Source organism: Spirosoma profusum (genome assembly GCF_014699005.1).
Lineage (GTDB): Bacteria > Bacteroidota > Bacteroidia > Cytophagales > Spirosomataceae > Spirosoma > Spirosoma profusum.
In genome coordinates, this window is the sequence record NZ_JACWZY010000004.1 from 1 (window position 1) to 26,415 (window position 26,415).

The 26,415-nt window shown below is 46.9% G+C and carries 26 protein-coding genes and 2 tRNA genes; 15 read left to right on the forward strand and 13 right to left on the reverse strand.

The genetic code is table 11. The features are described 5' to 3' along the window. Positions 1–44: 44 nt before the first annotated feature. The 4 genes from IC229_RS06395 to IC229_RS06410 all read left to right on the forward strand — a co-directional run bounded on the left by IC229_RS06395 (position 45) and on the right by IC229_RS06410 (position 2,422). Positions 45–656, forward strand: a complete 612-nt coding sequence (locus IC229_RS06395) for a transposase (RefSeq protein ID WP_190886120.1) — start codon at positions 45–47, stop codon at positions 654–656. A gap of 427 nt (positions 657–1,083) precedes the next feature. After that, positions 1,084–1,157 (forward strand) — tRNA-Gln (locus IC229_RS06400). Between the two features lie 6 nt (positions 1,158–1,163). Then, positions 1,164–1,238: transfer RNA gene (locus IC229_RS06405), tRNA-His, on the forward strand. 833 nt (positions 1,239–2,071) lie between these two features. Continuing rightward, positions 2,072–2,422: a hypothetical protein gene (locus IC229_RS06410; RefSeq protein WP_190886121.1), complete on the forward strand. Its 351-nt coding sequence runs from the start codon at positions 2,072–2,074 to the stop codon at positions 2,420–2,422. A gap of 23 nt (positions 2,423–2,445) precedes the next feature. On the opposite strand, the gene IC229_RS06415 is transcribed toward IC229_RS06410, so the two are convergent. Beyond that, positions 2,446–2,604 (reverse strand): hypothetical protein, encoded by a 159-nt coding sequence (locus IC229_RS06415; RefSeq protein WP_190886122.1) that lies wholly within the window; start codon positions 2,602–2,604, stop codon positions 2,446–2,448. Positions 2,605–2,716: 112 nt separating this feature from the next. Here IC229_RS06415 and hisS point away from each other — a divergent pair, with 112 nt between their 5' ends. Next, a complete protein-coding gene (gene hisS, locus IC229_RS06420) occupies positions 2,717–4,084 on the forward strand; it encodes a histidine--tRNA ligase (protein ID WP_190886123.1) in 1,368 nt (455 codons plus the stop codon). A 43-nt stretch (positions 4,085–4,127) separates the two neighbouring features. Here the strand turns inward: hisS and IC229_RS06425 are convergent, their stop codons facing one another. The 4 genes from IC229_RS06425 to IC229_RS06440 all read right to left on the reverse strand — a co-directional run bounded on the left by IC229_RS06425 (position 4,128) and on the right by IC229_RS06440 (position 8,644). After that, positions 4,128–4,886, reverse strand: coding sequence for an IS5 family transposase (locus tag IC229_RS06425; RefSeq protein WP_190886124.1), 759 nt, complete (start codon positions 4,884–4,886; stop codon positions 4,128–4,130). A 117-nt stretch (positions 4,887–5,003) separates the two neighbouring features. Continuing rightward, positions 5,004–5,405, reverse strand: a complete 402-nt coding sequence (locus IC229_RS06430; RefSeq protein WP_190886125.1) for an ester cyclase — start codon at positions 5,403–5,405, stop codon at positions 5,004–5,006. 247 nt (positions 5,406–5,652) lie between these two features. Next, positions 5,653–6,417 (reverse strand): uroporphyrinogen-III C-methyltransferase, encoded by a 765-nt coding sequence (cobA, locus tag IC229_RS06435; protein ID WP_190886126.1) that lies wholly within the window; start codon positions 6,415–6,417, stop codon positions 5,653–5,655. Between the two features lie 76 nt (positions 6,418–6,493). Continuing rightward, positions 6,494–8,644 carry a nitrite/sulfite reductase gene (locus IC229_RS06440; RefSeq protein WP_190886127.1) on the reverse strand — a complete coding sequence of 717 codons (2,151 nt, stop codon included), beginning with the start codon at positions 8,642–8,644 and terminating at the stop codon, positions 6,494–6,496. Positions 8,645–9,163: 519 nt separating this feature from the next. Between IC229_RS06440 and IC229_RS06445 the strand changes: the two genes are divergently transcribed. Next, positions 9,164–10,840: a GEVED domain-containing protein gene (locus tag IC229_RS06445; protein ID WP_190886128.1), complete on the forward strand. Its 1,677-nt coding sequence runs from the start codon at positions 9,164–9,166 to the stop codon at positions 10,838–10,840. Positions 10,841–10,910: 70 nt separating this feature from the next. Here IC229_RS06445 and IC229_RS06450 read toward each other — a convergent pair whose 3' ends face one another. Next, the gene (locus tag IC229_RS06450; RefSeq protein ID WP_190886129.1) at positions 10,911–11,159 is read right to left on the reverse strand and encodes a hypothetical protein; all 249 of its coding nucleotides are present in this window, start codon (positions 11,157–11,159) and stop codon (positions 10,911–10,913) included. 8 nt (positions 11,160–11,167) lie between these two features. Between IC229_RS06450 and IC229_RS06455 the strand changes: the two genes are divergently transcribed. Further along, complete coding sequence (locus IC229_RS06455; RefSeq protein WP_394355927.1) at positions 11,168–12,142, forward strand: tetratricopeptide repeat protein; 975 nt, start codon at positions 11,168–11,170, stop codon at positions 12,140–12,142. A 158-nt stretch (positions 12,143–12,300) separates the two neighbouring features. Further along, positions 12,301–13,233 carry an ROK family protein gene (locus tag IC229_RS06460; protein ID WP_190886130.1) on the forward strand — a complete coding sequence of 311 codons (933 nt, stop codon included), beginning with the start codon at positions 12,301–12,303 and terminating at the stop codon, positions 13,231–13,233. Positions 13,234–13,307: 74 nt separating this feature from the next. On the opposite strand, the gene IC229_RS06465 is transcribed toward IC229_RS06460, so the two are convergent. The 5 genes from IC229_RS06465 to IC229_RS06485 all read right to left on the reverse strand — a co-directional run bounded on the left by IC229_RS06465 (position 13,308) and on the right by IC229_RS06485 (position 16,318). Continuing rightward, positions 13,308–14,051, reverse strand: coding sequence for an SOS response-associated peptidase (locus tag IC229_RS06465; RefSeq protein WP_190886131.1), 744 nt, complete (start codon positions 14,049–14,051; stop codon positions 13,308–13,310). 69 nt (positions 14,052–14,120) lie between these two features. After that, the gene (locus tag IC229_RS06470) at positions 14,121–14,756 is read right to left on the reverse strand and encodes a hypothetical protein (protein ID WP_190886132.1); all 636 of its coding nucleotides are present in this window, start codon (positions 14,754–14,756) and stop codon (positions 14,121–14,123) included. A gap of 5 nt (positions 14,757–14,761) precedes the next feature. Beyond that, positions 14,762–15,253 carry an RNA polymerase sigma factor gene (locus IC229_RS06475; protein WP_190886133.1) on the reverse strand — a complete coding sequence of 164 codons (492 nt, stop codon included), beginning with the start codon at positions 15,251–15,253 and terminating at the stop codon, positions 14,762–14,764. A gap of 92 nt (positions 15,254–15,345) precedes the next feature. Further along, on the reverse strand, positions 15,346–15,963 hold the full coding sequence (locus IC229_RS06480; protein WP_223833891.1) for a hypothetical protein: 618 nt from the start codon (positions 15,961–15,963) through the stop codon (positions 15,346–15,348). Positions 15,964–15,970: 7 nt separating this feature from the next. Then, complete coding sequence (locus IC229_RS06485) at positions 15,971–16,318, reverse strand: DUF6249 domain-containing protein (RefSeq protein WP_190886135.1); 348 nt, start codon at positions 16,316–16,318, stop codon at positions 15,971–15,973. Positions 16,319–16,429: 111 nt separating this feature from the next. Between IC229_RS06485 and IC229_RS06490 the strand changes: the two genes are divergently transcribed. The 6 genes from IC229_RS06490 to IC229_RS06515 all read left to right on the forward strand — a co-directional run bounded on the left by IC229_RS06490 (position 16,430) and on the right by IC229_RS06515 (position 21,043). After that, complete coding sequence (locus tag IC229_RS06490) at positions 16,430–16,999, forward strand: RNA polymerase sigma factor (RefSeq protein ID WP_190886136.1); 570 nt, start codon at positions 16,430–16,432, stop codon at positions 16,997–16,999. Beyond that, positions 16,992–17,414, forward strand: a complete 423-nt coding sequence (locus IC229_RS06495; protein WP_190886137.1) for a hypothetical protein — start codon at positions 16,992–16,994, stop codon at positions 17,412–17,414. The genes IC229_RS06490 and IC229_RS06495 overlap by 8 nt, the downstream gene beginning before the upstream one ends. A 76-nt stretch (positions 17,415–17,490) precedes the next feature. Beyond that, entirely contained in the window at positions 17,491–17,991 is a 501-nt protein-coding gene (locus tag IC229_RS06500) for a DUF4385 domain-containing protein (RefSeq protein WP_190886138.1), read from the forward strand. Positions 17,992–18,152: 161 nt separating this feature from the next. After that, positions 18,153–18,845 (forward strand): RNA ligase family protein, encoded by a 693-nt coding sequence (locus IC229_RS06505; protein WP_190886139.1) that lies wholly within the window; start codon positions 18,153–18,155, stop codon positions 18,843–18,845. 33 nt (positions 18,846–18,878) lie between these two features. Further along, positions 18,879–20,024: an AAA family ATPase gene (locus IC229_RS06510; RefSeq protein ID WP_190886140.1), complete on the forward strand. Its 1,146-nt coding sequence runs from the start codon at positions 18,879–18,881 to the stop codon at positions 20,022–20,024. Between the two features lie 134 nt (positions 20,025–20,158). After that, positions 20,159–21,043, forward strand: a complete 885-nt coding sequence (locus tag IC229_RS06515) for a bifunctional 5,10-methylenetetrahydrofolate dehydrogenase/5,10-methenyltetrahydrofolate cyclohydrolase (RefSeq protein WP_190886141.1) — start codon at positions 20,159–20,161, stop codon at positions 21,041–21,043. A 187-nt stretch (positions 21,044–21,230) separates the two neighbouring features. Here the strand turns inward: IC229_RS06515 and IC229_RS06520 are convergent, their stop codons facing one another. Then, a complete protein-coding gene (locus IC229_RS06520) occupies positions 21,231–21,866 on the reverse strand; it encodes a hypothetical protein (protein WP_190886142.1) in 636 nt (211 codons plus the stop codon). Positions 21,867–22,389: 523 nt separating this feature from the next. Then, complete coding sequence (locus IC229_RS06525) at positions 22,390–23,142, reverse strand: cation:proton antiporter (protein WP_190886143.1); 753 nt, start codon at positions 23,140–23,142, stop codon at positions 22,390–22,392. A 300-nt stretch (positions 23,143–23,442) separates the two neighbouring features. Between IC229_RS06525 and IC229_RS06530 the strand changes: the two genes are divergently transcribed. Beyond that, complete coding sequence (locus IC229_RS06530) at positions 23,443–26,400, forward strand: DUF2723 domain-containing protein (RefSeq protein WP_190886144.1); 2,958 nt, start codon at positions 23,443–23,445, stop codon at positions 26,398–26,400. Positions 26,401–26,415: the final 15 nt, after the last annotated feature.

The following is a 26,415-nucleotide window of genomic DNA, read 5'->3' on the forward strand; positions in this document are numbered from 1 at the left end:
AGCTGGGTAATTGCCCCTAAACAAAGGCTGATTTCGTGTAGCATATGGAGCAAGTTCTAGCGGTTTACCAGCGGCCCTACAATGAACAGTTTCCGGTCGTTTGTGTGGATGAGTCGCCCAAACAGCTCATTGAAATCAGACAATATCGGTCAGCCGATGGTACACGCATTGAAGATTCGGAATACATTCGACACGGCCTAGGAGAGATTTATATGGCTTTCGAGGCTTTGGCAGGTCAGCGTTTTGTGGAAGTCAAAGACGACCATACCGCCATCAGTTGGGTGAGCGTAATGGCAAATTTACTGGATGGACCCAATGAAACATGTGTCAGGATGAGGGTAGTTGGCGATAATTTAAGTGCCCACAAACCAAGTGCTTTTTACCGGGTGTTTAGCGCAGAAAAAGCCAAAAACTATTTGGATCGGTTGGAGTTTGTGTATACCCCTAAGCATGGCTCATGGCTGGACATGGCTGAAATCGACTTGTCTATTTTGCAGCGTGATTGCCTAAATCGACACATCGCCACCAAAGAGCTGTTGGCTGCTGAAATCAGTGTTTGGCAAACGAAACGGAATCAAAAGCAAGCCAAGGCCAACTGGCAATTTACCACCAAAGAGGCCCGAGTCAGGCTGCACAAGTTATACCCCACTACTTAGTCTTTAAGAAACACTAGCAGTGTCTTTTAACACAAATCGGGCCTTGTCGGTATTGGTCTGCATACAAATATTGATCGGTGGCCGTGGTCGCGGCACTGGTTTGAACTTAACGTAAATATATAATGGGGGGACGGATTAGGGGACGGTTTTACTTAATTTCTTTTAATTATTTTTGACTAAATTTGATAAAGTAAATTAAACAATTATCTGAATATCATAATACTTAAGGTCTATTAGTATAGATATTATAAATAGTTGGGTGGTCCTTGCAGGGCCACTTAAGGGTGTCGTAGGTATGAGTTACTTCGTAGGAAAAAGCCTCATGCTGTTAGTTACCCCTTTTATTGAGGTTTCGTACATCGGTAGTACGTCAGGTTTTGGTCCTGAAAAGGGTGGTTCGATTCAATCAACCTCAACTATAATATATTGGGATATCGTTCAGAGGCAGGACGGTGGGATCTGGCCCCGCAGACGGTAGTTCGATTCTATCTATCCCAACCATTATATGGTGATTGTAGCTCAATCGGGAGAGCGGCTGATTGTGGGTCAGCAGGTAGTCGGATCGAAACCGACCTTTCACCCTTATTGGAGAATCCTTCTGATAAAAAAAAGTCAGAAGGATTTTATATTTTTAAGTAATGCAAGACCTAGCTTATGGCATCTGATAAAGGATATAAAACAAAGTGGACAAAAGAGTTTCTATAAAAAAACTGTCTATGTGGCTAAAGATATTTTTCAGGCAATAAAATTTATCGGCTCTTTAGCAATATTAGGAACTGTGTACTTTTTATTTCTCTTCAAAAGAAAGCAACAGTGATGGTATGGCATTTTTGAAACATTTTTTGCACTAATATCATGTTACATAGCTTTTGAGATTATTGAAAAGACGCTCTTTGAAATGTATATAAAACTTGCAACTTTTGCAGCTATCGGTTCAACAATATATTTGGTAGTTAAAGGGATTTCAAACATTAATGTGGTCGTAAAGCTCACTTCTGCCTAAAAAGGTATTTATAAAGTGAAAATCTAGAAAAAAGCCGCTTTACTTAAAATTTCATTTTTTAGATTTATAATTGTTGTATCGGCTATGGTGTTATTATATTGAGTATCAAATTATTAAAGGTTCAATATTATCCTGCTTGTTAATATATGTGTTTATTGAGGAGATGAAAGATATATTTAATGAACCCAAAAAGTAATAGTCAATTTATTAACTACAGTTTTCATATCAAATGTCTGCGTTAAAGAATTCCTCACTGGCAAATTGAACAGCGTTTCTCATATGCATTAGATAAATCTGTTCAATTAAATGATTTACTTTCACAAGTTTGCCCAGGTAAATTATGCCAGTATTAACGAAATAGACCAGCTAAACGTTATGTTTGTAGATAAACCTATTGACAGACACAAACAACATGGCCAAGCTTGCAAAACCACCCGGTCAGCGATTAGTGAAACGAATGAGCACACGTACCAAAGGGCTTATTGTGGCTCCACTGGGCTTGCTGATTTTTAGCGTGGGATTGTGGGTGCTCAGCGAGGCTGCTTTTATTAAACATTCGGGGGCTCCGTTTCGGCAGTGGTTTTTATGGGTTATTTACAGTCTGATTCTGGTCAATGGCGGAATGCTCCTGTTCGGGCAGGCTGTCCGGTACCGTGTCCAATTAGATTACCGTCGGTTTGTTCGTCGCGAACTCAAGAAGCGCGAACATGACTGGCGTCGGATGCTCCAAAAACGAAAAGCCTCACCCAAAGGCGAGGCTTGATTTTTCACGGCCAATCAAACAGCTTATTTCGCAGCTTTTTTCTCAGCAAACGAAGCTTTGATGGCTTCTACATCTACATTCTTGATGGTTGGTTTGCGCAGCAATTGCTTGATTGCGGACGTTTTGTTGTTAGCGACAGCCCGGTTCCGGCGAGCTTTACGCTTTAATTCTGTTACTGCCATGAGTATATCTTATTAACGTATCGATTCGATTTTGGTCCGCAAAAGTAGCGTTTTTTAACGACAAAGTAAATGCGAAGACCTTCTTTTCTTATCAGGTTCGTATTTTTGCACCATGCAAAAACCGAATTTACCGAAAGGCACCCGCGATTTCGGGCCGGAGCAAATGCGCAAACGGCTCTTTATTTTCGATACCATTCGCCGGACATTCCAGCGATTTGGTTTTCAGCCCCTTGAAACGCCATCTATGGAAAACCTCACTACGTTGATGGGGAAATACGGCGACGAAGGCGACCAACTCCTGTTTAAAATTCTGAATTCCGGCGACTTTGCCGCCAGCCTGTCCGAGCTAGATCTGGCAACCGGCTCTAAAAAACTTACGCCAAAAATTTCTGAAAAAGGCTTACGCTACGACCTCACGGTCCCTTTTGCGCGCTACGTTGTTATGAACCGCAACGCGCTGGTAATGCCCTTCAAGCGCTACCAGATGCAGCCAGTCTGGCGAGCCGACCGTCCACAAAAAGGCCGTTACCGGGAGTTTTATCAGTGCGACGCCGACGTAGTAGGCACCGATTCGCTTCTGTGCGAAGCCGAAATTGTGCTAATGATTCACGAAGTTTTTCGCAATCTGGGAATTCAGGACTTTACACTAAAAATAAATAACCGTAAAATTTTGGCGGGGATTGCCGAACGTATTGGCATACCAGGTCAGGAAGGAACGCTGAGTGTAGCAATTGATAAACTAGATAAAATTGGTCAGGACAACGTATTGATTGAATTACGGGAGCGAGGTTTTTCGGATGATTCCATCGCCAGTCTTACCCCTTTATTTTCTTTTACCCAAAACAACACGACTAACGTACTGACCGAACTGAAACAGTGGCTTCACGACTCCATCACCGCTCAACAGGGCATCAAAGAACTGGATGAAACCCTGCGACTCGTTAATCAATATGGTTTAATTGATAGTCAGGTAGAGGTCGATCCGACGCTGGCAAGGGGCCTCTCCTATTATACCGGAGCTATTTTTGAAGTAAAAGCCAACGCCGTTAATATTGGTAGCGTGAGTGGCGGAGGCCGCTACGACAATCTGACGGGAGCTTTTGGTATGCCCGGTTTGTCGGGTGTGGGCATCTCGTTCGGTGTCGACCGGATTTATGACGTAATGGAAGAGCTAAATCTGTTTCCAACGGCTACTGGTCAAGGAACACAAGTACTCATTATTCCTTTCGATGCAGAAGCACGTAGCGTCGCCCTTCCATTGCTGAATCAACTACGTAGCGCTGGCATTACTGCCGAAACGTATCCGGATTTAGCTAAAGTGAAAAAGATGCTCGATTACGCCAATTCAAAAGCGATTCCGTTTGTCGTGCTGATTGGCTCTGAAGAAGTCCAGACGGGCCAGTTGTCCGTTAAGAACATGCTAACAGGCGAGCAACAGAAAATGAGCGCAGATTCGGTGATAGAGCTAATAAAAAAATAAAAAAGGAGTCTGCTGATTTTAGAGTATGTTTTGAAATAGGTTTTCAATTTCTTGCCAAGATTAAATCCACATAAGCTACCCGTAAGAAAGCTTCCGAGGAAGCACTTGTTTTCTCATAATCCCGACTTAGACGACGGTATACGTTCAACCAGGCAAAACTACGCTCCACCTGCCAACGACCTCGTTGTGGAACAAACCCTTGAGCAGATTCGGGGCGCTGACTGATCTCAACTCGATACCCACACCAGCTAGCGGCTTCTTCAAACTCCCCGCGGTACGCTTTGTCAGCCATAATTAAGGCCAACCGCTGGTCCAGCCCATCAAGCTGCCAAAGCAGTTCTTTCCCGGCCTGGCCATCGGCTAGATTGGCCGCTGACACATAGATCGCTACGGGCAAGCCCAAGCTGTCGACGGCTAGGTGACGCTTTCGCCCATTGACCCGTTTGTTGCCATCCAAACCCGTCTCCTCGCTCACCCACAAGCCTTTGCGCACACTCTGACTGTCGACGGCCAACCGGCTAGGTTGGGCTTCTCGCCCCTGCCGTTCTCGTTCCAGTGCCACTAACTGGAGCAAAAGCTGTTGCCATCGACCATCCTGCTGCCACTGGCGGAAGTAATAATACACGGTCTGCCAGGGTGGATAGTTGGCTGTCATATTGCGCCACTGGCAACCGGTGTGGGTTAGCCACCGAATCGCATTGACGACGGTGCGTAAATTGACTCGCCGTTTGCGGCCCGAGTCAATACAGTTTTTAATAACTTGCCAATGGGCATCGGGCAACTCAACAAACTGAGTTCGCATGGTATCAAGATTAGACACCTTAATATACCACCGATGCTCTTTTTTTCAGGCAGGCGGTATAAAACTGGTAAAACTCGCTTAAACCAATCCCAAACAAGCTCTTATGGATCAGGAATTTTAAGCGGGCGTCAACTTTTGTCCTAGTTGCTGATACAGATCCAGAAAATCGTAATTATTCCAGGCTTCCGCAATTTTTCCGTCTTTAGTCCGGACCATACATAGCCCGGAGAAAGATACGGGTTTACCTGTTTCGGTGTGAATGGCGTTTACAGTTGTCCTCGCCGATTCCATGTCGTCCTGACAAATTACGTCGTCAACGTCGACTCTAACCTGGGAGAACTGTTGCCTGAAATCTCGAAAAAAAAGTTTAAAACCTTCTGCTCCTTTCGGCTGATCTTCTGTCAGTATTCCGTGCGCGAAAGAATCTGATGTCATTAGCTTATCGATAGCGGCTTCATCATCGTCATTCCAGACCTTATTAAACCACTGGTGAAGAACTGTTGCGGTAGTATTTCTCATGGTATTGATAGTAAAATGAAATTGAATAATAGATTATAGAAGGTGCAATTAATAATGAGATTTGACCATTTAGAAGCTACTTAGGCATTGGTAATTCTAATTGACCTGAATGATTAGTCGAATATATTACAAAAATTGAAAAGATAAATTATAGCTGATGCTACGTTCAAATCCATATTTATACTAAAAAGGCAGTGCCATCATCTGCTTTTAGATGATGGCACTGCCTTCCCTTGTGATGAACTAATTATCTTGACTGAACAAACTGCTGCTCAATTGCTTCCGTTATTGCTGACATCTGACCATTTGGCAAGGCTGCTACGTCGCCAACAACAATAATGGCTGGATTGTCGATACCTTGCTGATTGACACGTTCAACAATATTGTCGACGCGCCCGAAAACGCTACGTTGTTCCGGTAACGTACCATTCTGGATGATAGCAACTGGCGTTTCATTCTTGCCGTAATCGGCGAACACCTCCATAATCTGCGGCAGTTTGTGCATCCCCATCAATATCACCACCGTAGCCGACGATTGAGCGGCCAATTGCAAATCTTTGGAAAATTGCCCCGCTTTGGTCGTGCCTGTAACGACCCAGAAACTCTCCGAAATACCACGTGTCGTCAGCGGAATATTAGCCGAAGCTGGCACGGCATAACTGCTCGACAGTCCAGGTACTACGTACGTATCAATGCCGTGCTGACGGGCGTATTCAATTTCTTCATACCCCCGACCAAACACAAACGAATCGCCACCTTTCAGCCGCACTACGTGTCCGTACTGTTGAGCGTAGTGAACAATCAACGGATTGATGTCTTCCTGAACGCAGGAGTAAGCACCACGACGCTTGCCCACATAAACCTGCAAAGCATCGGGGCGGCAATAGTTCAGTAAATCAGGATGAACGAGCGCGTCATACATGACCACATCGGCCTGCTGCAACGCCCGAATTCCTTTCACAGTTATCAGGTCAGGGTCTCCAGGCCCCGCCCCTACGAGAGTAAGTTTCATGATGATGTATGAAGTATGATATAGAATATATTGGATGCGTCAGAAATACTTCATACATCCTATATCATACATAAAATTAACTATCCTTGGCCTGCACCAATTCCCGAAGTTCAGGTGCGCCTTCCAGTAGAATCTGGGTTTCGCGATAGGCTTGTACGGCTTGCAGGAAACCTTCAGCTTCTGCCATAAACCGGCGGGCGAAATCTTCAGAAGGTTCCTGCTTGTTAATGCTGAATACTAAGGCTTTAAAGTCTCCCTCGTTCTGGTGAAAATCTGGCTCACCAACGAAGTTTTTATCAAAGTCGCTGACAATGCCGTGCTGCGTATTCGTTGGTACGTCGCGACTCATTAATGCCGCTCGAGCACCCGTAATGAATACATTATACGAGTGATAAAGCGCATCCGACCAGCGGCCGTCAGCGAACGCTTCCTGTGCCCATCCAAGTTTGTCGGTGGCCTCGGTCAACGTAGTAGCCACGAGATCTATCAATACGCTGGCGCATTCGCCGATACCAACCTCCGTTACGTATTGTTCGGTATGGTCCCAATCGATGTAGTCGCTGTCGTTCAGCGTTTTCAAATCGGCGAGCGGCTTCAGGAGCTGGTAAAAATAGTTTTTCCCCTGACGAGCGTAGTAATCGCTGTAATATTCGCCGTCGAAGGCGTTTGCTTCGAAATCACGTAGCAGAAAACGTAGTGAATCCGGTCCTCGTTTGGCCGGAATCTTAATTACCTTGTCGGCAATTAAACCTTCGCCTTTACCGTTAAAACCGCCACCCAGCAACACCTGCAAAGCCGGTAATACGTAGGCGCCATTTTTCAGCGACGAACCATGATAACCAATATTCGCTACCGAGTGCTGACCGCAGCCGTTCATACACCCCGAAATCTTGATTTTGATATCGTCATTGAAAATCAGGTCAGGAAATTCGTCGTGCATCATCCGCTCGAGCGCACGAGTAATACCGTAACTGCTCGAAATGGCCAGATTACACGTATCAGTACCGGGGCAGGTGGTAATATCGGCTGTAGTATCGAAACCCGGTTCAGCCAGGCCCAACGTATCGAGCGCTTCGTAAATGGCTGTCAAATCGCTGGGTTTGACGTAACGTAGCAAATACCCCTGATTCACCGTTACCCGAATATCGTCGGCAGCGTATTTTTTCACGATTTGAGCTAATGCCCGCGCTGTGTCCGAATGCATATCACCCAGTAATACGCGCAATTGCACTGCATACCAGCCTTTTTGTTTTTGCTCGAATACGTTGGTCTTGAACCATGCCTGTTGTTTTGAACTCCAGGTTGCAGGTTCTATACTCGTATTCTCAGTCGGTTCTGCCGGGATCTGAAACTTATAATCGACGCGTGACTCCGCTGGCACCTGAAACTCCTTCACCCGAAGTGCCGGCGTTTCTTCCTCAATCCGACGTAGCAACTCCTCCAGACCGATGTCGTTGAGGAGATATTTCATGCGGGCTTTGTGGCGTTTCTGACGTTCACCGTAGCGATCAAAAACACGAATTACACCCTCGGTAAATGGAATGATACGTTCTTCTTCCAGGAATTCGAACGCCGTTTGTGCCGAGAAAGGCTGAGCCCCAAGGCCGCCACCGAGCATTACTTTAAAGCCCCGTTTGCCATCCTGAACCCGTGCCACTAGCCCCACATCATGCATGTAGCCATAGGCCGAATCCTTCTCACTCGACGACAACGAAATTTTAAATTTTCGACCCATGTCCTGACAAATCGGATTGCGCAGGAAATAGTCGAAAATGCTATAGGCATAAGGCGTAATATCGAACGGCTCTTCAGGGTCGATACCGGCTCTAGCTGAGCCCGTTACGTTACGCACCGTATTACCGCAGGCTTCTTTTAACGTAATGCCCGCGTCTTCAAGCTCAGCCCAGAGTTGGGGTGAATCAGCCAGTTTTACGAAATGAAGTTGAATATCCTGTCGGGTGGTGGCGTGAAGGTTGCCCGTGGCGTATTTGTCCGACAAATCAGCAATTCGGACGAGCTGGTCGGCCGTGATACGCCCGTGAGGCAGCTTGATACGTATCATCTGCACACCCGGTTGCCGCTGGCCGTAGACACCCCGAGTCAGTCGAAATTTACGGAACGCTTCTTCAGCAATGTCGCCTTGTTGAAAGGAACTGATTTTCGTCTGCAAGTCCAGAATATCGCGTCGGGCAGCTGCGCTTACGTTGTCGGTCAAGTAAATAGACATAGTGAGTATTGTCTATAGGATAAATCAACTAATATTTTAAAACGAAACGCCGGAACATACCGGCGTCTTATTCATTACACAAAGATAAAGCCATTCACGGCCCATTTAGTTCGCGAAGTGCCCAACTTCTGATTATGGTCGATAATAATAAGTTATGAAATGGGCTGCCTCCGGTGATCAGAAGGAGAAGTGCTCGTAAAAGCTGAACAACTGTTTGAAACGCTATCAATAATTTAACAAAAGGAGGATAACAGGGGCCAATTACGACCTCCATTCGCGGCTAAAGAAAGTGTATAGCGAACCTGGAGATACCGAGTACTATAAATTATATATCGCGCAATTTTCATATAATTAAACTTCTCACAATCAATAAGTTGTATAAAATTATACTCACTACTACTCATCCAATTAAGCTAATACTTTGAGTAGAATCGCCTAACGTTTTCATTTTCTTTACTGAAACCGCAGTGGCAGCTGGCCAAAACTGTCGTATTTCCCAAATTGAATCAACCTTCCTCTATGTCTCACATCTTCTTCCAGACGCGTACGTTAATACGCTTTTTATTACTCATTACGTCCATTTTAGCCAGTTATCTGGCAAGCTATGCCCAAAAACCAGTTCCAGTCTGCGGCACTGATTATCTGGGTCTGGTCAGGACATTACGTCAGGCCAGTACCACACCTGACAAAGCCCAAACCTCTTCCGCTCCGGCTAGTGCTACGTATACGATTCCTGTAGTTTTTGTAGTATATCACACCGGCGAAGAGGTTGGTGTTGGTTCGAACGTATCGCAGGCTAACATTCAGGGCGCACTTGATGAGATGAACCGAAAGTTCGCTGGTACGAATTCTGGCGGAAGTGGCATCGATACCAAAATCCGTTTTGTTCTGGCGAAGCGTATGCCTAATTGCACGGAATTCAATGGTATATATCGAATAAATGCCAGTTCTTTTCCTGATTATAGCAGCCAAGGAGTTACCAGCTTCGATAATGCATTTGCTTTGGCAAAGGCATTTCCACCCTTTCAGCGTTCACAACCAAATGATTTTCTCACTATCCGAGTCGTACGCGCAATGCCCTTTGCGGCTGGATTTGCACAAATGGGTGGGGGCGACATTTTTGTGGTGAGTGATGGCGTCGACGGTTCACCAGGGAATGGGCTACTTGCGCACGAAATGGGCCACGTTTTATCGCTCTATCACACGTTTGAAGGTTCCTCCCTTGTATCTGGCCAGTATACCTGCCCCCCAAATGCCAATCCGTTAACTCAGGGGGATAGAGTGGCAGATACTGATCCGCATAAAAATAACGATTTTACCTGTACCCCGACCGACCCTAACACCTGCACAGGCACTAATTATGGCGCAACACTGGCCGATAACCTAATGAATTATACTTGTTTTCGGAAATTCACGCAGGGGCAGATAACGAAAATGCGTGATTTTCTGGCCGACCAGCTCCCTGGCTTAACAACCTCGGTTTTTACCCAACCGCCTACGTCCGCAGACGTTCTGGTAACAGCCAGTTGCAGTATTTCGTTAGGCTATCCGCCGACTAATTATGTCACTGGCATCAGCCGCGTGAAATTCAACACCATCGATCGTTTCTCGGAAACCTTCCCAACCGGTAACAACACAGGAAACTACAGCGATTTTTCGTGTGGGGCCAAAACGACAGTACTTCCCAATACCAGCTATCCGTTTAGTCTAACGACCAATAGTAACCAGCAAAAAATCTACATCGATTTTAATAACGATGGCAACTTCAACGAAACGAACGAACTGGTTTTCAGTACGTCATCGAGCGTTTCATCAGGAAATATTCTAATTCCGGCTACGGCCGTAACAAATGTATATTTACGCATGCGGGTGGTGGTCGATCCTGGCTCTACGGCACCAACTGCCTGTAATCTGCCGGGTGCGCCTACTGTGGGATGTGGTGAAATCGAAGATTACGGTATACTGATTTCGGCACCCTGTACGCAAATGTATACCCTCAAATCAGGCCAATGGAATGACCCAACAGTCTGGTCCTGCAATCGCGTACCGACGCAAACCGACGTAACGAGAGTTTCAACGGGTCATACTATCTCCGTTTCAACGTCAACAGCAACTGCCCGGCGCGTTATTTATCAAACAGGCGGACGCGTTACGTTCAGCGCAGCCGGTCGTCTATCAATTGTCAATACGTTGTAAATCAACCTTAAGTAACTGATCTCAAACGGCAACGTAGCGTTTTTCGAAAAACGCTACGTTGCCGTTTGCATTAGAAGACGTCGTTACGTTCGCCGGTCTCCTGCCAGTCGATAGCCATCTCCCGAAATCGCTGTGTTACCTTTTCTAAAAACGCTACGTCGAGCAGGCTGGGCACAGCATCTGGCTGGAGCAAATCCATTTCGTTTACTTTATATGTCTGCTCATACGGCCCGGCTTCAATTTTGACAATATATTTGCCGTTCCAGGCGTACAGCCCAATTCGAAACTGAGGGTGAGGAATCTCCTGAACGAAACGCATAACTACGAATGAAAAATGAAGAATGGATAATGAAAAGTCAACGCTACGTTGCAAAGGTAATTCGCAGCCGGAATCACTCACTCGGGTGGTTATTATTCATTAGTCATTTTACAGTATTCATGACCAGTTGCACATCCAGCACCGACGAAGCGGCACAGTTTTTTCTGCGGGGGAATGTGCAGTTGCAGAAACGGGAATATAAAGAAGCCATCCGATTTTATACGGAAGCGCTAACTAAAAAGCCAGATTTTGCGGATGCTTATAATAATCGCGGTTTGGCCCGGTTCCGCAATGGTGATCGCGAAGGTGCACTGGCCGATTATACCCGCGCTATTCAGGCTGACCCCGATTTTGCTACGGCCTATCTAAATCGAGCTGAATTACAGTTGGAATTGGGGGAACCCACGGGTAGCCTGGCCGACCTGGAACGGATCAGTAAAACGTATCGCGACTCAACGTATTACCAATCTCGCCTGGGAGATGCCTATACGCAACTCAATCGGCTCGCCGAAGCCAAAACCGCCTATGACCTTGCGCTGCGTCTTGATCCCAGCAATGTCGATGCGCTGACCAATCGGGGCGCTTTGTATTTCCAGCAGAAAGAGTTCAAAAAAGCCCAGAATGACATTCAGAAAGCATTACAGCTGAACCCCAAACAGGATGCCGCACTAAATAACCAAAGTTTATTGCTGGCCCAGGCTGGGCGCTACGCTGAGGCTCTGTCCTTCATTGACCAGGCGTTACTGACTCAACCCCGCCAACCGTATTACCAGAATAATAAAGCGTATTTCTTGCTCAAGCTGAATCGAGCGACCGAGGTATTACCGCTAATTCAGGAATCGCTGCAACTCGACAACCAAAATGGCTGGGCGCACCGAACGCTGGGGCAATATTATTTAAAAATGAATCAACCCGCTCAGGCGAAAGTGGAGTTTAACAAAGCTCTAAAGCTAGGTGTGCCGGCTGATGAACTGACTAAATAGACTAAGGCTGCGCGAATAGCAAAACGTCATTTTGTTAAGTAACTTTTAATCCAATTCATGACGAACTATTGAGGTTTAATAAATTGGGTTATTTATATTTCCGCAAAAATCATAATTCCTGACCGCGACGGCAGACCGTTTGTAAATCGGTAATAAGTATGAAAACGTATTGGGGTATCGACTTGGGTGGCACTAAAATCGAGGGTATTGTCTTGTCAGCGCCTTCACCTGACGCCGTCCTTATTCGGAAACGTATTGATACAGAGGCCAAAGCTGGTTATGAGCACATTCTAAATCAGATTGTTGGGTTAATAGACACTCTTAAAGCCGAAACTGGACAGCAGCCCGAACGTATCGGTTTCAGCACGCCCGGTACGTTCGACCCCGCCCGACAGGCCATGAAAAACTGCAACACGACCGTACTGAACGGCAAACCCATGAAGCAGGATTTAAAAGAGCGACTGGCGCTACCCGTCGAGATTGCCAATGATGCCAACTGCCTGGCCCTGGCCGAAGCGACTATGGGTATCGTGCCCGATGAAGTGCCTAATTACCAGAGCGTTTTTGGCGTCATCATGGGTACTGGCGTAGGGGGTGGCATGGTAGTACGTAGTAAACATTCTAAACCTTACGGACGCCCTTTCGTGCTGAATGGACTACAGGGACTTGGGGGCGAATGGGGGCATAACGTACTGGAAGATAAGGGGAATGTCTGTTATTGTGGCAAAAAAGGCTGTGTGGAGCAGGTCATTTCGGGGCCCGCTCTGCAACGATATTACAAGCAACTCAGTGGTGAAGACCGTACGATGGAAGAAATTGCAGAACGGTATCAGCAGGGAAACGATCTGGTAGCCAGCCAAACCATCAACCGACTACTCGAATCGTTCGGCAGATCCATCTCCGTGATTATCAACATCTTCGACCCCGACGCCATCGTTATCGGTGGAGGGCTTGGTAACATCGATTTACTCTACACTGATGGCGCCGAACGAGCCCGGAAATACGTCTTCAACAGTGGCGAAATGAACACTCGTTTCCTGAAACCCAAACTTGGCGACAGCGCCGGTATTTTCGGGGCAGCGATGTTGTAGGGGTAGGGATTGCAGGGTAGGCTAAGGTACCACGATCCTTATTTACCATGCCATCCCTGAAACCCCCGCCAACTTCACGCAAACAGTTCGGATTTCTTGCTTAATTCAGGATATTCTGAAGGTTTCAGCACGTCGGCCACGTCGTTGGGTTCTGTCCGTGACGTAATGCGTTTGCTGATGCTGTAGCTGTGCAGCTTGCTAACGGGATATTGATGATTGACCAAAGCAAGGGCATCTTTTTCACTCAGATTGTCGTGCAGCCATGCCTTCTCCGCTTTAGCTGACAGCAGACAAGGCATCCTTTTTTTTGAATTATGGATGGCCGCCAGCAGCGAATTAGCGTCGGTTGTCAACAATGTGTATGTTTTGACTAACTCGCCCGTTTCAGGGTCTGGCCATTCGTCCCAAAGGCCCGCAATAGATGTGATTTTCTGATCGGTAGCACTAATATAGAACGGAAATTTCTTGCTGCCTATCGTGTGCCATTCGTAGAAGCCGGTCACGGGTATTACGCAACGTTTACCCGACTGTGCAGCACCACGAAATGAAGGTTTTTCGTAGATAGTTTCGGCACGTGCGTTGATGGTTCTCGTCCGAATTTCGTCGGCAGCATCCTGACTTTTTGTCCAGTTCGGAATCAGCCCCCAGCGAATCATCTGCAACTTGTTGGGTTCCTGATGAGTTACGATTGGCCAGGCCGGAAATGTGTAGGCGTTGGCGTGATAAACGGGCTGAAAATCGCCTGAATCCGGAAACGCTGCGTTGTAGCGCTCTTCCAGCTCAGACGCTTTGACATTGAGGGATTTATGATAACACATACGTCAGCAAAGCAAGTCGTTCGACTGCTGATTGGTCTATATAGTTAACCCATAAATACCCCCTCTGGTTTATCTATTTTGGGGTGATTCATCCAGCTCATCAACCTGTGCCCGCAACTCAACCAGATACCGATCTTTAAACATTCCAGCCAGCGATGCTAATCCAACTGAGAGCGACGTAATGACAATCGGAACGCCAACAATCAGTCCAGTATATAACCAACCATTACTGGCAAATCGACGTACTACAGTCGGCAGCATAATCATCGAACCTGCCAGCATGGCCAATATCCAGACCCACTTCATGAGCGTTGAATGGCGAATACGCAGTTGAATCAACGTAATAAGCGCCTGCCGCAGATCATGGGTCGGCAACGTAGTACGACGTAACGTAGCAAGATGCTTCATCAAAAAATAAAACCCTGTAGCAGCAATCAGAACGTAGCACCCGGCCGGAACGTACTGAATGGTATCGGTGTAATCGAACGCGTTTCCGGCGATAACGGCGACAAAAAACCAGACAAGTATGAACAGAATAACGCCCGGCAAACGTATCTCCCGAATCATTTTGTCGAGTGTGCTCCGCGACCGATTTCGCTGAACGATAGCCAGTATATGGTGCATTGATTGCTGGTTTGCGTCAAGTTTCTGTTCGTATTTCTGCCAGGCGGCTTTAAAGTCATCCAAATTCAGTTCCATATCCATGCTAATTATTGGTTGGTCAATGCGACGATACGTTTTAGTTTTCCTTTAATCCGGTTCAGTTTCACACCTACGTTCGATGGTGAAATACCCATAATCCGAGCAATTTCTTCGTATGAATTATCGTCAACGTAGAGAAAGACGAGTGCTTTTTCAATCGGCGATAAGTGGTCGACGGCGGCATAAAATTGCTCGATACGTTCATCCGGTTCCGACGTAGCAGGCGACTGTGGCTCAGTCAGAAAATTATCTTCCAGCTTAACAGGAGCAATACGTCGCCCTTCGTGCCGATACAGCGAAATAGCCGTATTCAGAGCAATTCGATACATCCAGGTACTTATCTGAGATTCACGCCGGTACGTCGGAAAAGCACGCCAGAGTTGAAGAACGATTTCCTGATACAAGTCTTTCCAGCCTTCTTCATCCCGGCCGTATAGCCGACAAACTTTCTGTATGATTCGGGGATGTGCACTGATAAATTGAATAAAGTCGGCTTCCATTCCTGATTTTCTTTCCCCGTTAGTCGCTCAACTGGTCGAAAAACTTACATCGCTCTACCAAATAATTTAGCAAAGGCACTACGTTATTTTAATTACGTCTTCACAGCAAGTGTAGACTGATCTGCTACGTAGCGTTTCGCCAAAAGTTGCCAGCCAATGTAAGCAATTGGAATCAGCAGTAGTGCGTCAGCTATATGGGCAATCAGTTCAATTCGGGAAATACGGCTGGCCGGGAAGGCAATGGCACCCAGGCAAATCAGGTAACCAACCCAGCCTGGAACCACCTTTTTCCGGAGAAAATTAATGCCCAGCACCAATAAACTCAGCGGAAAAAGCGGCCCTGACATAAATAACGTAATGTTAAAACTCACCGAATGAATGGCTGCTTCACGTAGCAGCGTTTCTTTGGAAATCCCGAAAACGTTGGCATAAATGCCCCGCATCCCGAAATTGCTGCCGCTAATACAGCCACAAATGGCTATCAACAACCCCCAACTGGCATAATTAGGTAGTTTATCTTTCAACAGACTAAAAAGGCCAAGCAAAGCCGGAATCCAGAAAGCAGTTGCCACCACCAGCAACGTACCGCCAACGACAGTGTATTCACCACGTTCCCAGTAGAACGTAGAAACGAAAAATAAGAGCGGAGCCACGATCATGGAAACACCCCATAACCGCCGTTCGGAGGACGTAGCATTCGAATAATTCATGGTCTGATCAGTTTGCATTCGGACGGGAAGAAACCAGTAGATAATACAACAGAAAGCCGATAGCCGCCGATACCATAATGACGCCATAAGCCAGGCTCGAATCGAACGTAACATCCAGAAAATGAACCACAATGAAGCCAATTCCCGTGAAAAATAAAATCAACCCCCATTTCAAACTTTCTCTCGGCGACTGGTTTTCCTCTTTCATTTGCCGATGTGCTTCGTGGCTCCACTGGCCTAATTCGAGCAGACGTCGACGTAGCAGATACGTAGTGAGTGGTCGCATGGTCAGGTAAATGCCAAAGGAGATCGACAAAATCACGTAAGCCCCCTGAATACCATATTGTTCTTCCATAGAATTGTTTCGTTTTTTGCGATGAGACAGTAGCCGACCGATGAATGTTGCAGGGCACAAAAAATTTCTGATAACTGCAACATCCCTCCTTGCTGGATTGTCTCATGAGCGATGAATGATGAGCAGGCACTGGTACGTCAGATTGTGCAGGGTAACGTTCGGGCGTATCAGACGCTGGTCGAGCGGTACCAGCGGCTGGTGCTGCACATGATTCGACGTATCGTGCAACAGCCCGCCGACGTAGAGGATGTTTGTCAGGATGTGTTTATGAAAGTGTATCAGCAACTGCCGACGTATCAGTTCGAAGCAAAACTGTCGACCTGGATAGCCACGATTGCCTACCGAACGGGTATCAACTACGTAAAGAAGCATCATCGGGAGTCGTTTCATCACTCTTTCGACCAACTGGATGATACGGATATTTTATCACAGCTACCGAATCCAGAGGACGTAGTACAACAGGATGACTGGCACGCTTTTCTGCATCGTCAGATTGATCGGTTACCCATTCACTATCGCACCGTACTTACGTTATATCATTTGGAAGAGTTGTCGTACGAAGAAATTGGACAGATTACTTCCATGCCCGAAGGCACTGTGAAGAATTACCTGTTTCGTGCGAGAAGACTCCTGAAAAACGCGCTGGAAGCGCATCAAACCCGAGAAAAAAACTATGAATAACTCAACCGACCAGCAGCTTCAGGAATTTCTGGATGCCCAGCAACGTAACGAGCAGGCTCAGCTCCCGACTACTTTCAACCAGGAAGACGTAGCAACTTACAAACGACTGTTTGAAGAACTAACTCACGAGCCACCTGATACTTATCTGAGTTTTTCGTTTTCGAATAAGGTTACGCGACAGATTCAAAGGCAAACTATGGATCGCAGTGAACGTAACGCTTTTTTGATTTACGGAATGAGTGTTCTGTTCATGATTTTTGTAGCGGGTTTTGTGCTTATCAATGCCCCCGGTGCTACGTTCGAAAAAAGTATATCTCGATTGGCACTACCAGTAGTGTTATTATTGTTCGGGCTGGGCTTTATTCAATGGGCGGATTATCGACTTTTGAAACGTAGCAGACGGCAAAAATTTTAGAATACCTCCTTCAAGTGTGCTTTTGGTGAACAAAATCGTTACGTATTCGTCAATATAACGTAGCAACGATACGTTCATGGCCCAAAATAACCGCGCTTTCAACTACGACCTGGATTACCGCCACTTAGACCTGCGTGTACAACCTGAACTCTATCGCGTAGGAAAAGGTGAGATGGGCGTTCTGTTAGTACGTCCGTATAAAGACGAAATTCTGCCGCACTGGCGATTCAAAACGCCGGAAATTGCCCGCGAATCGTCGGAGAAAATCTACCAACTCTTTCTTGATTATAAAGCAAAAGGCGATTTTATCGGTATGGACATGGCTCGTAAGTTTCTGCAAATGGGCTATACACGGTCACGGCGCTACGCCAATCACCGAACTGGCAAAAAATATGACGGCCCCGTTCCCGACGATAAAAAAGGGCAGTCGGGCGCTCATGGACGCGACCAATTACCGCGCGAAGAAGACCCAGTGAAAGCCGAATCCGCACGGATTTTTTACGGAAAATATCTGGAAGCTCGGGAAGATGATGAGTACAAAAAACTAAAAAAAGAATGGCAGCAGAAATACGGTTGAATTTCTTTTACTGAATAGCTGTATCTTTGCCCCGTTAACGTATCACTAACCGTCTAACACACTGAATGTCATGTAATCGCGCACAGGTTCCACTTCAAGGATAGCCTTCACCGCCTGGTGAAGTGCCTGTGTTTTTATTGTTCACTCAAACGCGATTTACTATGATTTCCCGCAAATACGGTCGAACGTATCATTACCCCTTTTCGCCGGGTACAACCAGCGACGACCGCATCAATCACTACGTTGACGATGACATTTCCCGCATCCAGACACTCGTCCATACCGAAAAATTGGATGGCGAAAATAACTGTTTAAACCGCTATGGCGTGTTTGCCCGCTCGCATGCGGCTCCCACGGACTCTCCCTGGACGCGCCACCTTCGCGACCGTTGGGCCATCTTAAAATACGATCTGGGCGACTTGGAGGTGTTTGGCGAAAACCTGTATGCAGTGCATTCCATCGTTTATCCCAACATCGACGCTTATTTCTACGTTTTTGCCATCCGCGAAATCGACCAATGGCTCTCCTGGGAAGAAACCCAATTTTATGCCCAACTGCTCGATTTCCCGACGGTGCCAGTGCTGGCTTTGCAATCACAGCCGTTCAATGTTAACGCGCTCGAAACGGATGTCAGGCAATGGGCCAGCGAACCTGGCGTATTTGGGTCGTATGATGCCCTGACGGGCGAACCCTGCACCCGCGAAGGTGTAGTTAGCCGCAACGCCGATAGTTTTTCGCTAGACGCTCACCGACATAACGTATTCAAATACGTTCGGAAAGGACATGTGAAGACGGATGAACACTGGACCCGGGATTGGAAACGCGCCCGTCTGCTCAATGAACAGCCTGAGTGATAACAAGCTCAGTCATTAACTTATTTGCTTATTATGTGGACATTCACCAACGATAAACAATGGGCTGCCATGGCGCGTCGCTTTCCCGAAATTCGGGATATGGCGGGCGTCGTGCAGGACCCGCGTCACCACGCCGAAGGCGACGTAGCTATTCATACTCAGTTAGTATTATCGGCTCTGACTAACTATACGTCCTATCAATCGTTACCGGTTGATTCTCAGGAATTGGTCTGGACGGCCGCCCTATTGCACGACGTAGAAAAACGCTCGACAACGGTGGTTGAGCCAGATGGCAGTGTTACGTCACGAGGTCACGCCCGCAAAGGGGAACGTACCGTTCGGGAATTGCTATACACCGGCTACCGGCTTGATACGTCGCCATCTTTTGTGGAGCGGGAGCAGATTTGCAAACTGGTCCGGTATCACGGATTACCACTCTGGATTTTCGAGAAGCCCGATCCGCTAAAAACGCTATTACAGGCAAGTCTGGAGGTTAATACGGAATGGCTCACGATGCTGGCGCGCGCCGATGTGCTGGGCCGTATCTGCACCGACCAGGCCGATTTGCTGTACCGAATCGATTTATTCGAAGAGTTTTGCCGTGATAATCAGTGTTGGGGCCAGCCTTACCCGTTTGTAAGCGACGAGGCTCGTTATTACTACTTCACGCACGAAACAGCGTATCCGGATTACGTACCGTTTCCGGAAGCGGGTTCTGAGGTTGTGCTATTATCAGGTTTGCCGGGTGTTGGGAAAGATACGTTCATCGCTCAGCATCTATCTGATTGGCCAGTAATTAGCCTGGATACGTATCGACGAAAGTTAAAAATCAGTCCGACGGATAAACAGGGTACCAGCTACGTAGTGCACCTGGCAAAGGAAGAGGCTAAGACAATGCTACGTAGTAAAACTTCGTTTGTCTGGAACGCTACAAACCTGACTCGTCAGCTTCGGCAGCAACTGATTGACCTGTTTACTACGTATAAGGCGCAAGTCCGGTTGGTATATCTTGAAGTACCTCATCAGCAGTTGGTTCGGCAAAATGAAACCCGCGAACACGTAGTGCCTGGCGACGTACTGGACCGGATGTTTCAGCGATTGGAAATCCCTGCTTTGTGGGAAGCACACGACGTACAGTATTTCGTGCCCGAACGTATCGAATCCACAATTTCGTCCTAGGGAAGCCATTTCTTTGCGTAGTTTTGCGCCACGTTCAATGAGCGAAAGAATGAACGAGTGAAACCGGGCCGCCGGAGCGGAGCGAAATATTGCTAAATCACATTTTGTTCTTTCGCCTTTTCAAACTTTCATTCATGCAACTCCTTGACGGTAAACTCCTTTCTTCTCAAATCAAACAGGAAATTGCGGCCGAAGTCACGCAGATACGTGAACAGGGCGGCAAAATTCCGCATCTGGTCGCGATTCTGGTAGGCAACAATGGGGCATCAGAAACCTACGTAGCATCGAAAATGAAGAACTGCGAGGAAGTGGGAATGCATTCCACACTCATCCGGTTTGATACGTCGGTTACCGAAGATGAACTGCTGGCTAGAGTTCGCGAAGTCAACGACAATCCAGATATGGACGGCCTGATTGTGCAGCTCCCCCTCCCCGCTCATATCAACCCTGACAAGATTATGGAAACCATCAATCCAGCTAAAGACGTGGATGGTTTTCACCCAATTAATATTGGTAGGATGGCGAAAGGATTGCCCGCCTACGTATCGGCTACTCCGCAGGGCGTACTTGATATGATAAAACGGTACGGTATCGAAACGTCTGGCAAACATTGCGTGGTGGTCGGACGCAGCCAGATTGTTGGCCTGCCCATGTCGATTCTGATGCAACGCAATACGTATCCGGGCAACTGCACCGTTACGCTCACCCACAGCCGCACCCGAAACCTGGCCGAAATCTGCCGAACAGCCGACATTCTGGTAGCGGCTTTAGGCAAGCCAGAGTTCGTAACCGCCGACATGGTAAAAGAAGGCGCTGTAGTGATTGACGTAGGTCTGGAACGCGTTCCCGACGCTACTAAAAAAAGCGGTTTTGCCTTAAAAGGGGACGTAAAATTCAGCGAGGTAGCCCCAAAAACCAGCTTCATTACGCCTGTGCCTGGTGGCGTTGGCCTGATGACGATTTGCTCGCTGATGCAGAATACGCTGAAAGCCGCCCGGGGCGAGGTTTATGGCAAATAGTGCTTTTAAATAGCCAATCTGCATTTACGTGATTTGTTTCGTTGTTTGTCATAAACCTAAGTCATGTAATACTAACTCCTTTGTACCTTCTCTGGCTGCATTTATTAATAGAATCGCGGCACTATTGAAATGCCGCGATTCTATTAATACACAATAATTAATTTGTAAAACTCACAATCAATGTTTATTAGTTTTGTGAAATCGCTGCAACTGTTGTCTGTTGATAGGCTCCAACACCTAACTGGTAGGATTGAACAACGGTTTGTGTTTCAACGCCTAACCCGCCACCGCTCATCCCAGTTGTTGTGTAGGAATAGGTTAATGTTCCACTGACATAGTAGCCACCGTTTGCCATCTGTGTCCCCTGGTTAGCGTCTCCGTAAAAGCCAATGGAATTGCCATGTTCGCCTGTTGCCTGGACAGTTACTTGCACTCCCACTACCTGGCCATTTGGCCCAGTATTCCAATCAGTAATAACATAAACAGTTCCATCTCCACCAGCAGAAAATGACTGAGTACTATGATAGCTATACCCATTTGATCCCGGAGATGCGCCAAACTGTTTAGATGGAGACGTATCACCTTCGTCAGGATTATCTGGATCACACTCTATCTCGGGATCCTGACAATTTTCTGAAGATTGAGTCATTCTTCCTGTTCCAAGGGGTTCATTAAATGGTTTAGCAGCAGTTCTGGCACCTAATTCAGTTGCTTCGTTCTTTTTACCTAAACGATACTTCTTCTTTGCTTCTAATTGTTGTTGAAGTTTGTTCGCATCTAGTTTTATTAAATTTTCAAAAGCTGCTTTGACATCAGTTGGCATAGCGTCGCCACCCTTTATCTCAGTCTTAACTTGAATGGTTTGATTAGTTAGTAATAGCTTACTTCTTGCGTCAATACCAGCTTTAAACTCTTCAATTGAATTGAGCGGTATAACTTCATTGCTTTTAAGTTGCGAAACAGGCTTTAGAATTATACCTCGATCACTAGCATATTTTATTAGATCTTCGTTTACTTTGCTTTAGTAATCCCTTTGAAAATTGTTGACACTTGAGTTACACCCGACCAAAAGTCCAACCATCATTGCAGGCAAGATTAGCGTTTTCATTTATTAGTCGTTTAAAGTGAAAGAATAACATACAAATAGCGCTACATTTTCTTAACTTTACTCGATCAAAAATGTTATGAAAAGTATCTATATTATTCTATTTACGATTTTCGTTTTTTTGCTGCTTCAGCAGCTGCACTACTGATCTTACTTGTGCTGCAAGGTCGAAAGGAAGCGAAAATGTTTTCGGTAGTTTGTATAGTTTTTACGCTCCTATCTATCCTAGTAGGCTATAAACTTAGAAAACTGAAGTAGAATCACATAAGGATACCACCGCAATAACGCCTGATACGTGAACTGCTTCGGCCAGTGAATAAGCGATAAAAGGCATTAGCAACGTAAGACTGATCGCCACCAGATTATTCTTAGGGATTCGTTTCAGAATAAACCCGACAATTCTCACCAGCACTACCCCCACCACGATTCCCCCGGCGATCAAGCCAATAAACTGCAACCCCGCTTTCCAGAAAACAAACGACCTACCAGCCACAGCCGCTACTGAAAGGCGGTAAGCAATCAGTCCAGACGCGTCGTTGATGAGGCTCTCCCCTTCCAGAATGGTCAGTGTTTTGTGCGACAAGCCAAGCCCTTTGGTGATGCTCATGGCGGCCACCGCATCCGTAGCCGACAAAATTGATCCGAGTACGAAAGCTAGTGGCCAGGTCATGCCCGGAATTAAAAAATAGGCCAGTACGGCAATACCAACCGTCGTAATAAACACCAGTGCAAAGGCCAATCCGGAAATCGTACTCATATTAGTCCTGAATTCGGTCATTGAAATATTATAGGCTGCATCGTAGAGCATTGGCGGCAAAAAAATCAGGAAAACAATCTCAGGATCAAGCTCGATTTTGGGCGTTCCTGGAATAAAACCTACAGCAATACCAGCCGTTATCAGCAGAATTGGATACGGGAGCTTGATTTTATCGGCCACCGCCGACAAGCCAATCATCACGGCCAATAGGAACAAAACGATGCTGTAATTTTCCATAGAAAGACGAACTAATTTACAGTCTTGTAGCCTCGTATGAAGGATGCGACAAGTGAAACTCGGTGCAAAAATGACAGTTTGTCGGGAATGTAAGGCAACAACTACGGTAGTAAACATTGAGCGATAACGTAGCACCATCCTGTTGTGGGCAATTACGCTTAACAAACTTTAACAGCACGTACTGGGGCGTTCGGGCTTCTTTTTGCGTATTTTTGGACCGGTTTGGAGTGACCTGGTCTGGATTGACCCGACCTGAATCGGCCGTACTTACACAAAAGCACTACGTTAATCTTCTATTGTATGCAATCATTTAAACGCCTGAACACCATTGCGGGCTGGGTTGTTTTCGTCATCGCGCTCTTTACGTACGCGAGCACCGTTGAGCGAACCGCCAGCTTCTGGGATTGTGGCGAGTTCATTGCGTGTTCGTTTAAATTACAGGTTCCGCACCCACCCGGTGCCCCTTTTTTCCTGCTTTTAGGACGTATTTTCTCCATGTTCTCGTTTGGTGATCTGACCAACGTAGCGTATTGGGTCAATATGGGGTCGGTGCTGGCGAGTGCGTTTACTATCGCCTTTCTGTTCTGGACCATCACCATGCTGGCTCAGAAGTTGTTAGGTAAGTCAGAAAGTGAGTACAGCTTCGGCGATACGTTGCTGCTTCTGGGAACCAGTGCTGTTGGCGCACTAACTTACACCTTCTCCGATACGTTCTGGTTCTCGGCGGTCGAGGCAGAAGTTTATGGCATGTCGTCATTTTTTACGGCCATTGTCGTGTGGGCAGCTTTCAAGTGGGAACGTATCGAAAATCAGGCAGCCGCCAATCGCTGGCTCATTTTGATCGCTTATCTGACGGGCTTATCCATTGGCGTTCACTTACTTAACCTCGTTACGTTGCCGGCGCTGGCTTTAATCTATTATTTCAAGAAACAGTCGAAACCAACCTTTTGGGGTGGTGTAATTGCTGCTGGTATCGGGCTGGTTATTCTGGCTATTATCAACGCTGGTATTATTCCCGGATTACCGGGTATGGCCTTTGCCGTTGAACGTTTCTTCGTCAATACGTTGGGGATGCCATTCAACACAGGCGTAATTATCTTCACCGTTGTCTTCCTGGGCGCAATTGTTTACGGAGTTATCTGGTCGACACGTACCAATCGGGTTGTCTGGAATACGTCGCTGCTATCGCTGGCGTTTGTGTTGATCGGGTACGCATCATATATGCAGGTGCTGGTACGTGCCGATTTTAACCCGCCGATCAACGAAAACGATCCGAGCGATGCGCTGAACTTCTTATCGTATTTGCGTCGGGAACAATATGGCAGCCGTTCGCTGCTGTATGGTCCCGTTTTCACCTCGCGCCCTATCGATCAGAAACAGGGAGCTGCTATCTGGAAAAAAGAGGGTAACAAATACGTAGTGTTCGATCACCAGCCTGAATACGTCTACGCACCAGGCGATGAAATGTTGTTTCCTCGGGTATACAGCAGTCAGCAGAACCACCCGGCTTTGTATCGTCAGATGCTGGGGCTAGCCGAAGGGCAGAAGCCAACGATGGGTGATAACATTAAGTTTTTGTTTAGCTATCAGTTGGGACACATGTGGTGGCGCTACCTGATGTGGAACTTCGCCGGTCGTGAGAGCGACGAAGAGGGCGCAGGCTACCTCCTCCCCTGGTCGTCAGACAACGGCGTTCCTGACTTGCTGAAGAACAACAAGGCTCGTGACAATTTCTATATGCTACCTTTTGCGCTGGGATTATTTGGGATTGCGTTCCAATATTTCCGGCGTCGGCGCGATTTCCTGATTGTGGGATTGCTATTTCTGTTTACCGGTATCGCGCTGCAAGTCTTCCTGAACTCACCCCCGTCTGAACCCCGCGAACGGGATTACATCTACGTGGGTTCGTTCTATTTCTTTGCTATCTGGCTGGGTCTGGGCGTTATGGCGCTGGCCGAAGGTTTGCGGACGTACCTTAAAGCAGACGTAGCACGTAATGGTCTGGTAGCTGGACTTTGCCTGCTGGTGCCGGTGATGATGGGCGCGAAAAGCTGGGATAATCACAACCGCGACAATCGCTACCAATCTGTCGACTTTGCGAAGAATTTGCTCAACTCCTGTGCCCCCAATGCCGTGCTCTTTACCGGTGGTGATAACGATACGTTCCCACTTTGGTACGTTCAGGAAGTAGAAGGTTTCCGACGTGATGTGCGCGTGTGTAACCTGAGTCTGTTGGGTACGGAATGGTATATCCAGCAGATGAAACGTAAAACGTATGAGTCGGAAGCGTTGCCGATTTCGCTGGAGTTCGACAATTTCAACAAAGGCAAAAATGATATTGTGCCGTTCTACGAAGTGCCGGGTGTTAAAAATGGTATCGATCTCAAGCAGTACATCAACCTGATCAAAACGAACAATCCGGCTGTGCAGGTGCCCCTGACCAGTGGCGATATGACCAGCATACTGCCATCGTCGGTGCTGTTCCTGCCCATTGATAAAGCGTCGGTCGATAAGGCGAATTTTGTGCCGCCCATGCTACGTCCGTTGATGAAAGATACGTTGCAGTGGACCATCGGGAAGAAAGATCTTTACAAGCCCGACCTGATCATGCTCGATATTATTGCCACTAACAACTGGCAACGGCCGATTTACTTCTCGAGCACACTGGCCAGCGATAATTATCTGAGTCTGAAGAATTATATGCAACTGGAAGGCTACGCTTATCGGTTGATGCCGGTGGCCGTACCGGGTGCAACGGATGGCTACGTTAATTCTGATATTATGTTCACGAACATGACGAAGAAAACGTTCTGGCGCGAGTTCGACAACCCGGATGTGTATTATGACGAAACCTACAAAGGGCCACCGGTTATTTCGGCACGTATCGCGTTCTTCCGATTAGCCGACCAGTTTATTCGTGAAGGCAACAAAGCAAAAGCTCGTGAAGTACTTGATTACTCCTTGAAGGTAATTCCCGACAAGAGCATTCCGTACGACCAGATTTCGTCGAACTACGTCCGGTTCCTCTTCGAAGTGGGCGACACTAAAAAAGCGCTCGAAATTGCCGATACAATGGCAACCCGCGCCGACCAGAATCTGACATACGATAAGAGCAGCAGTGGCAACCGCTTCGGCAGTCCAGACTCGGATTTATATATTCTGCAAACTATCGTAGAAGCCTGTAAAGAAGCCAAACAGACGGCAGCCGCTAATAAATACGACGCTATTTTCCAGAAGCATATTAACGCATTCGGTTGATTTTAGGCAGTTAAA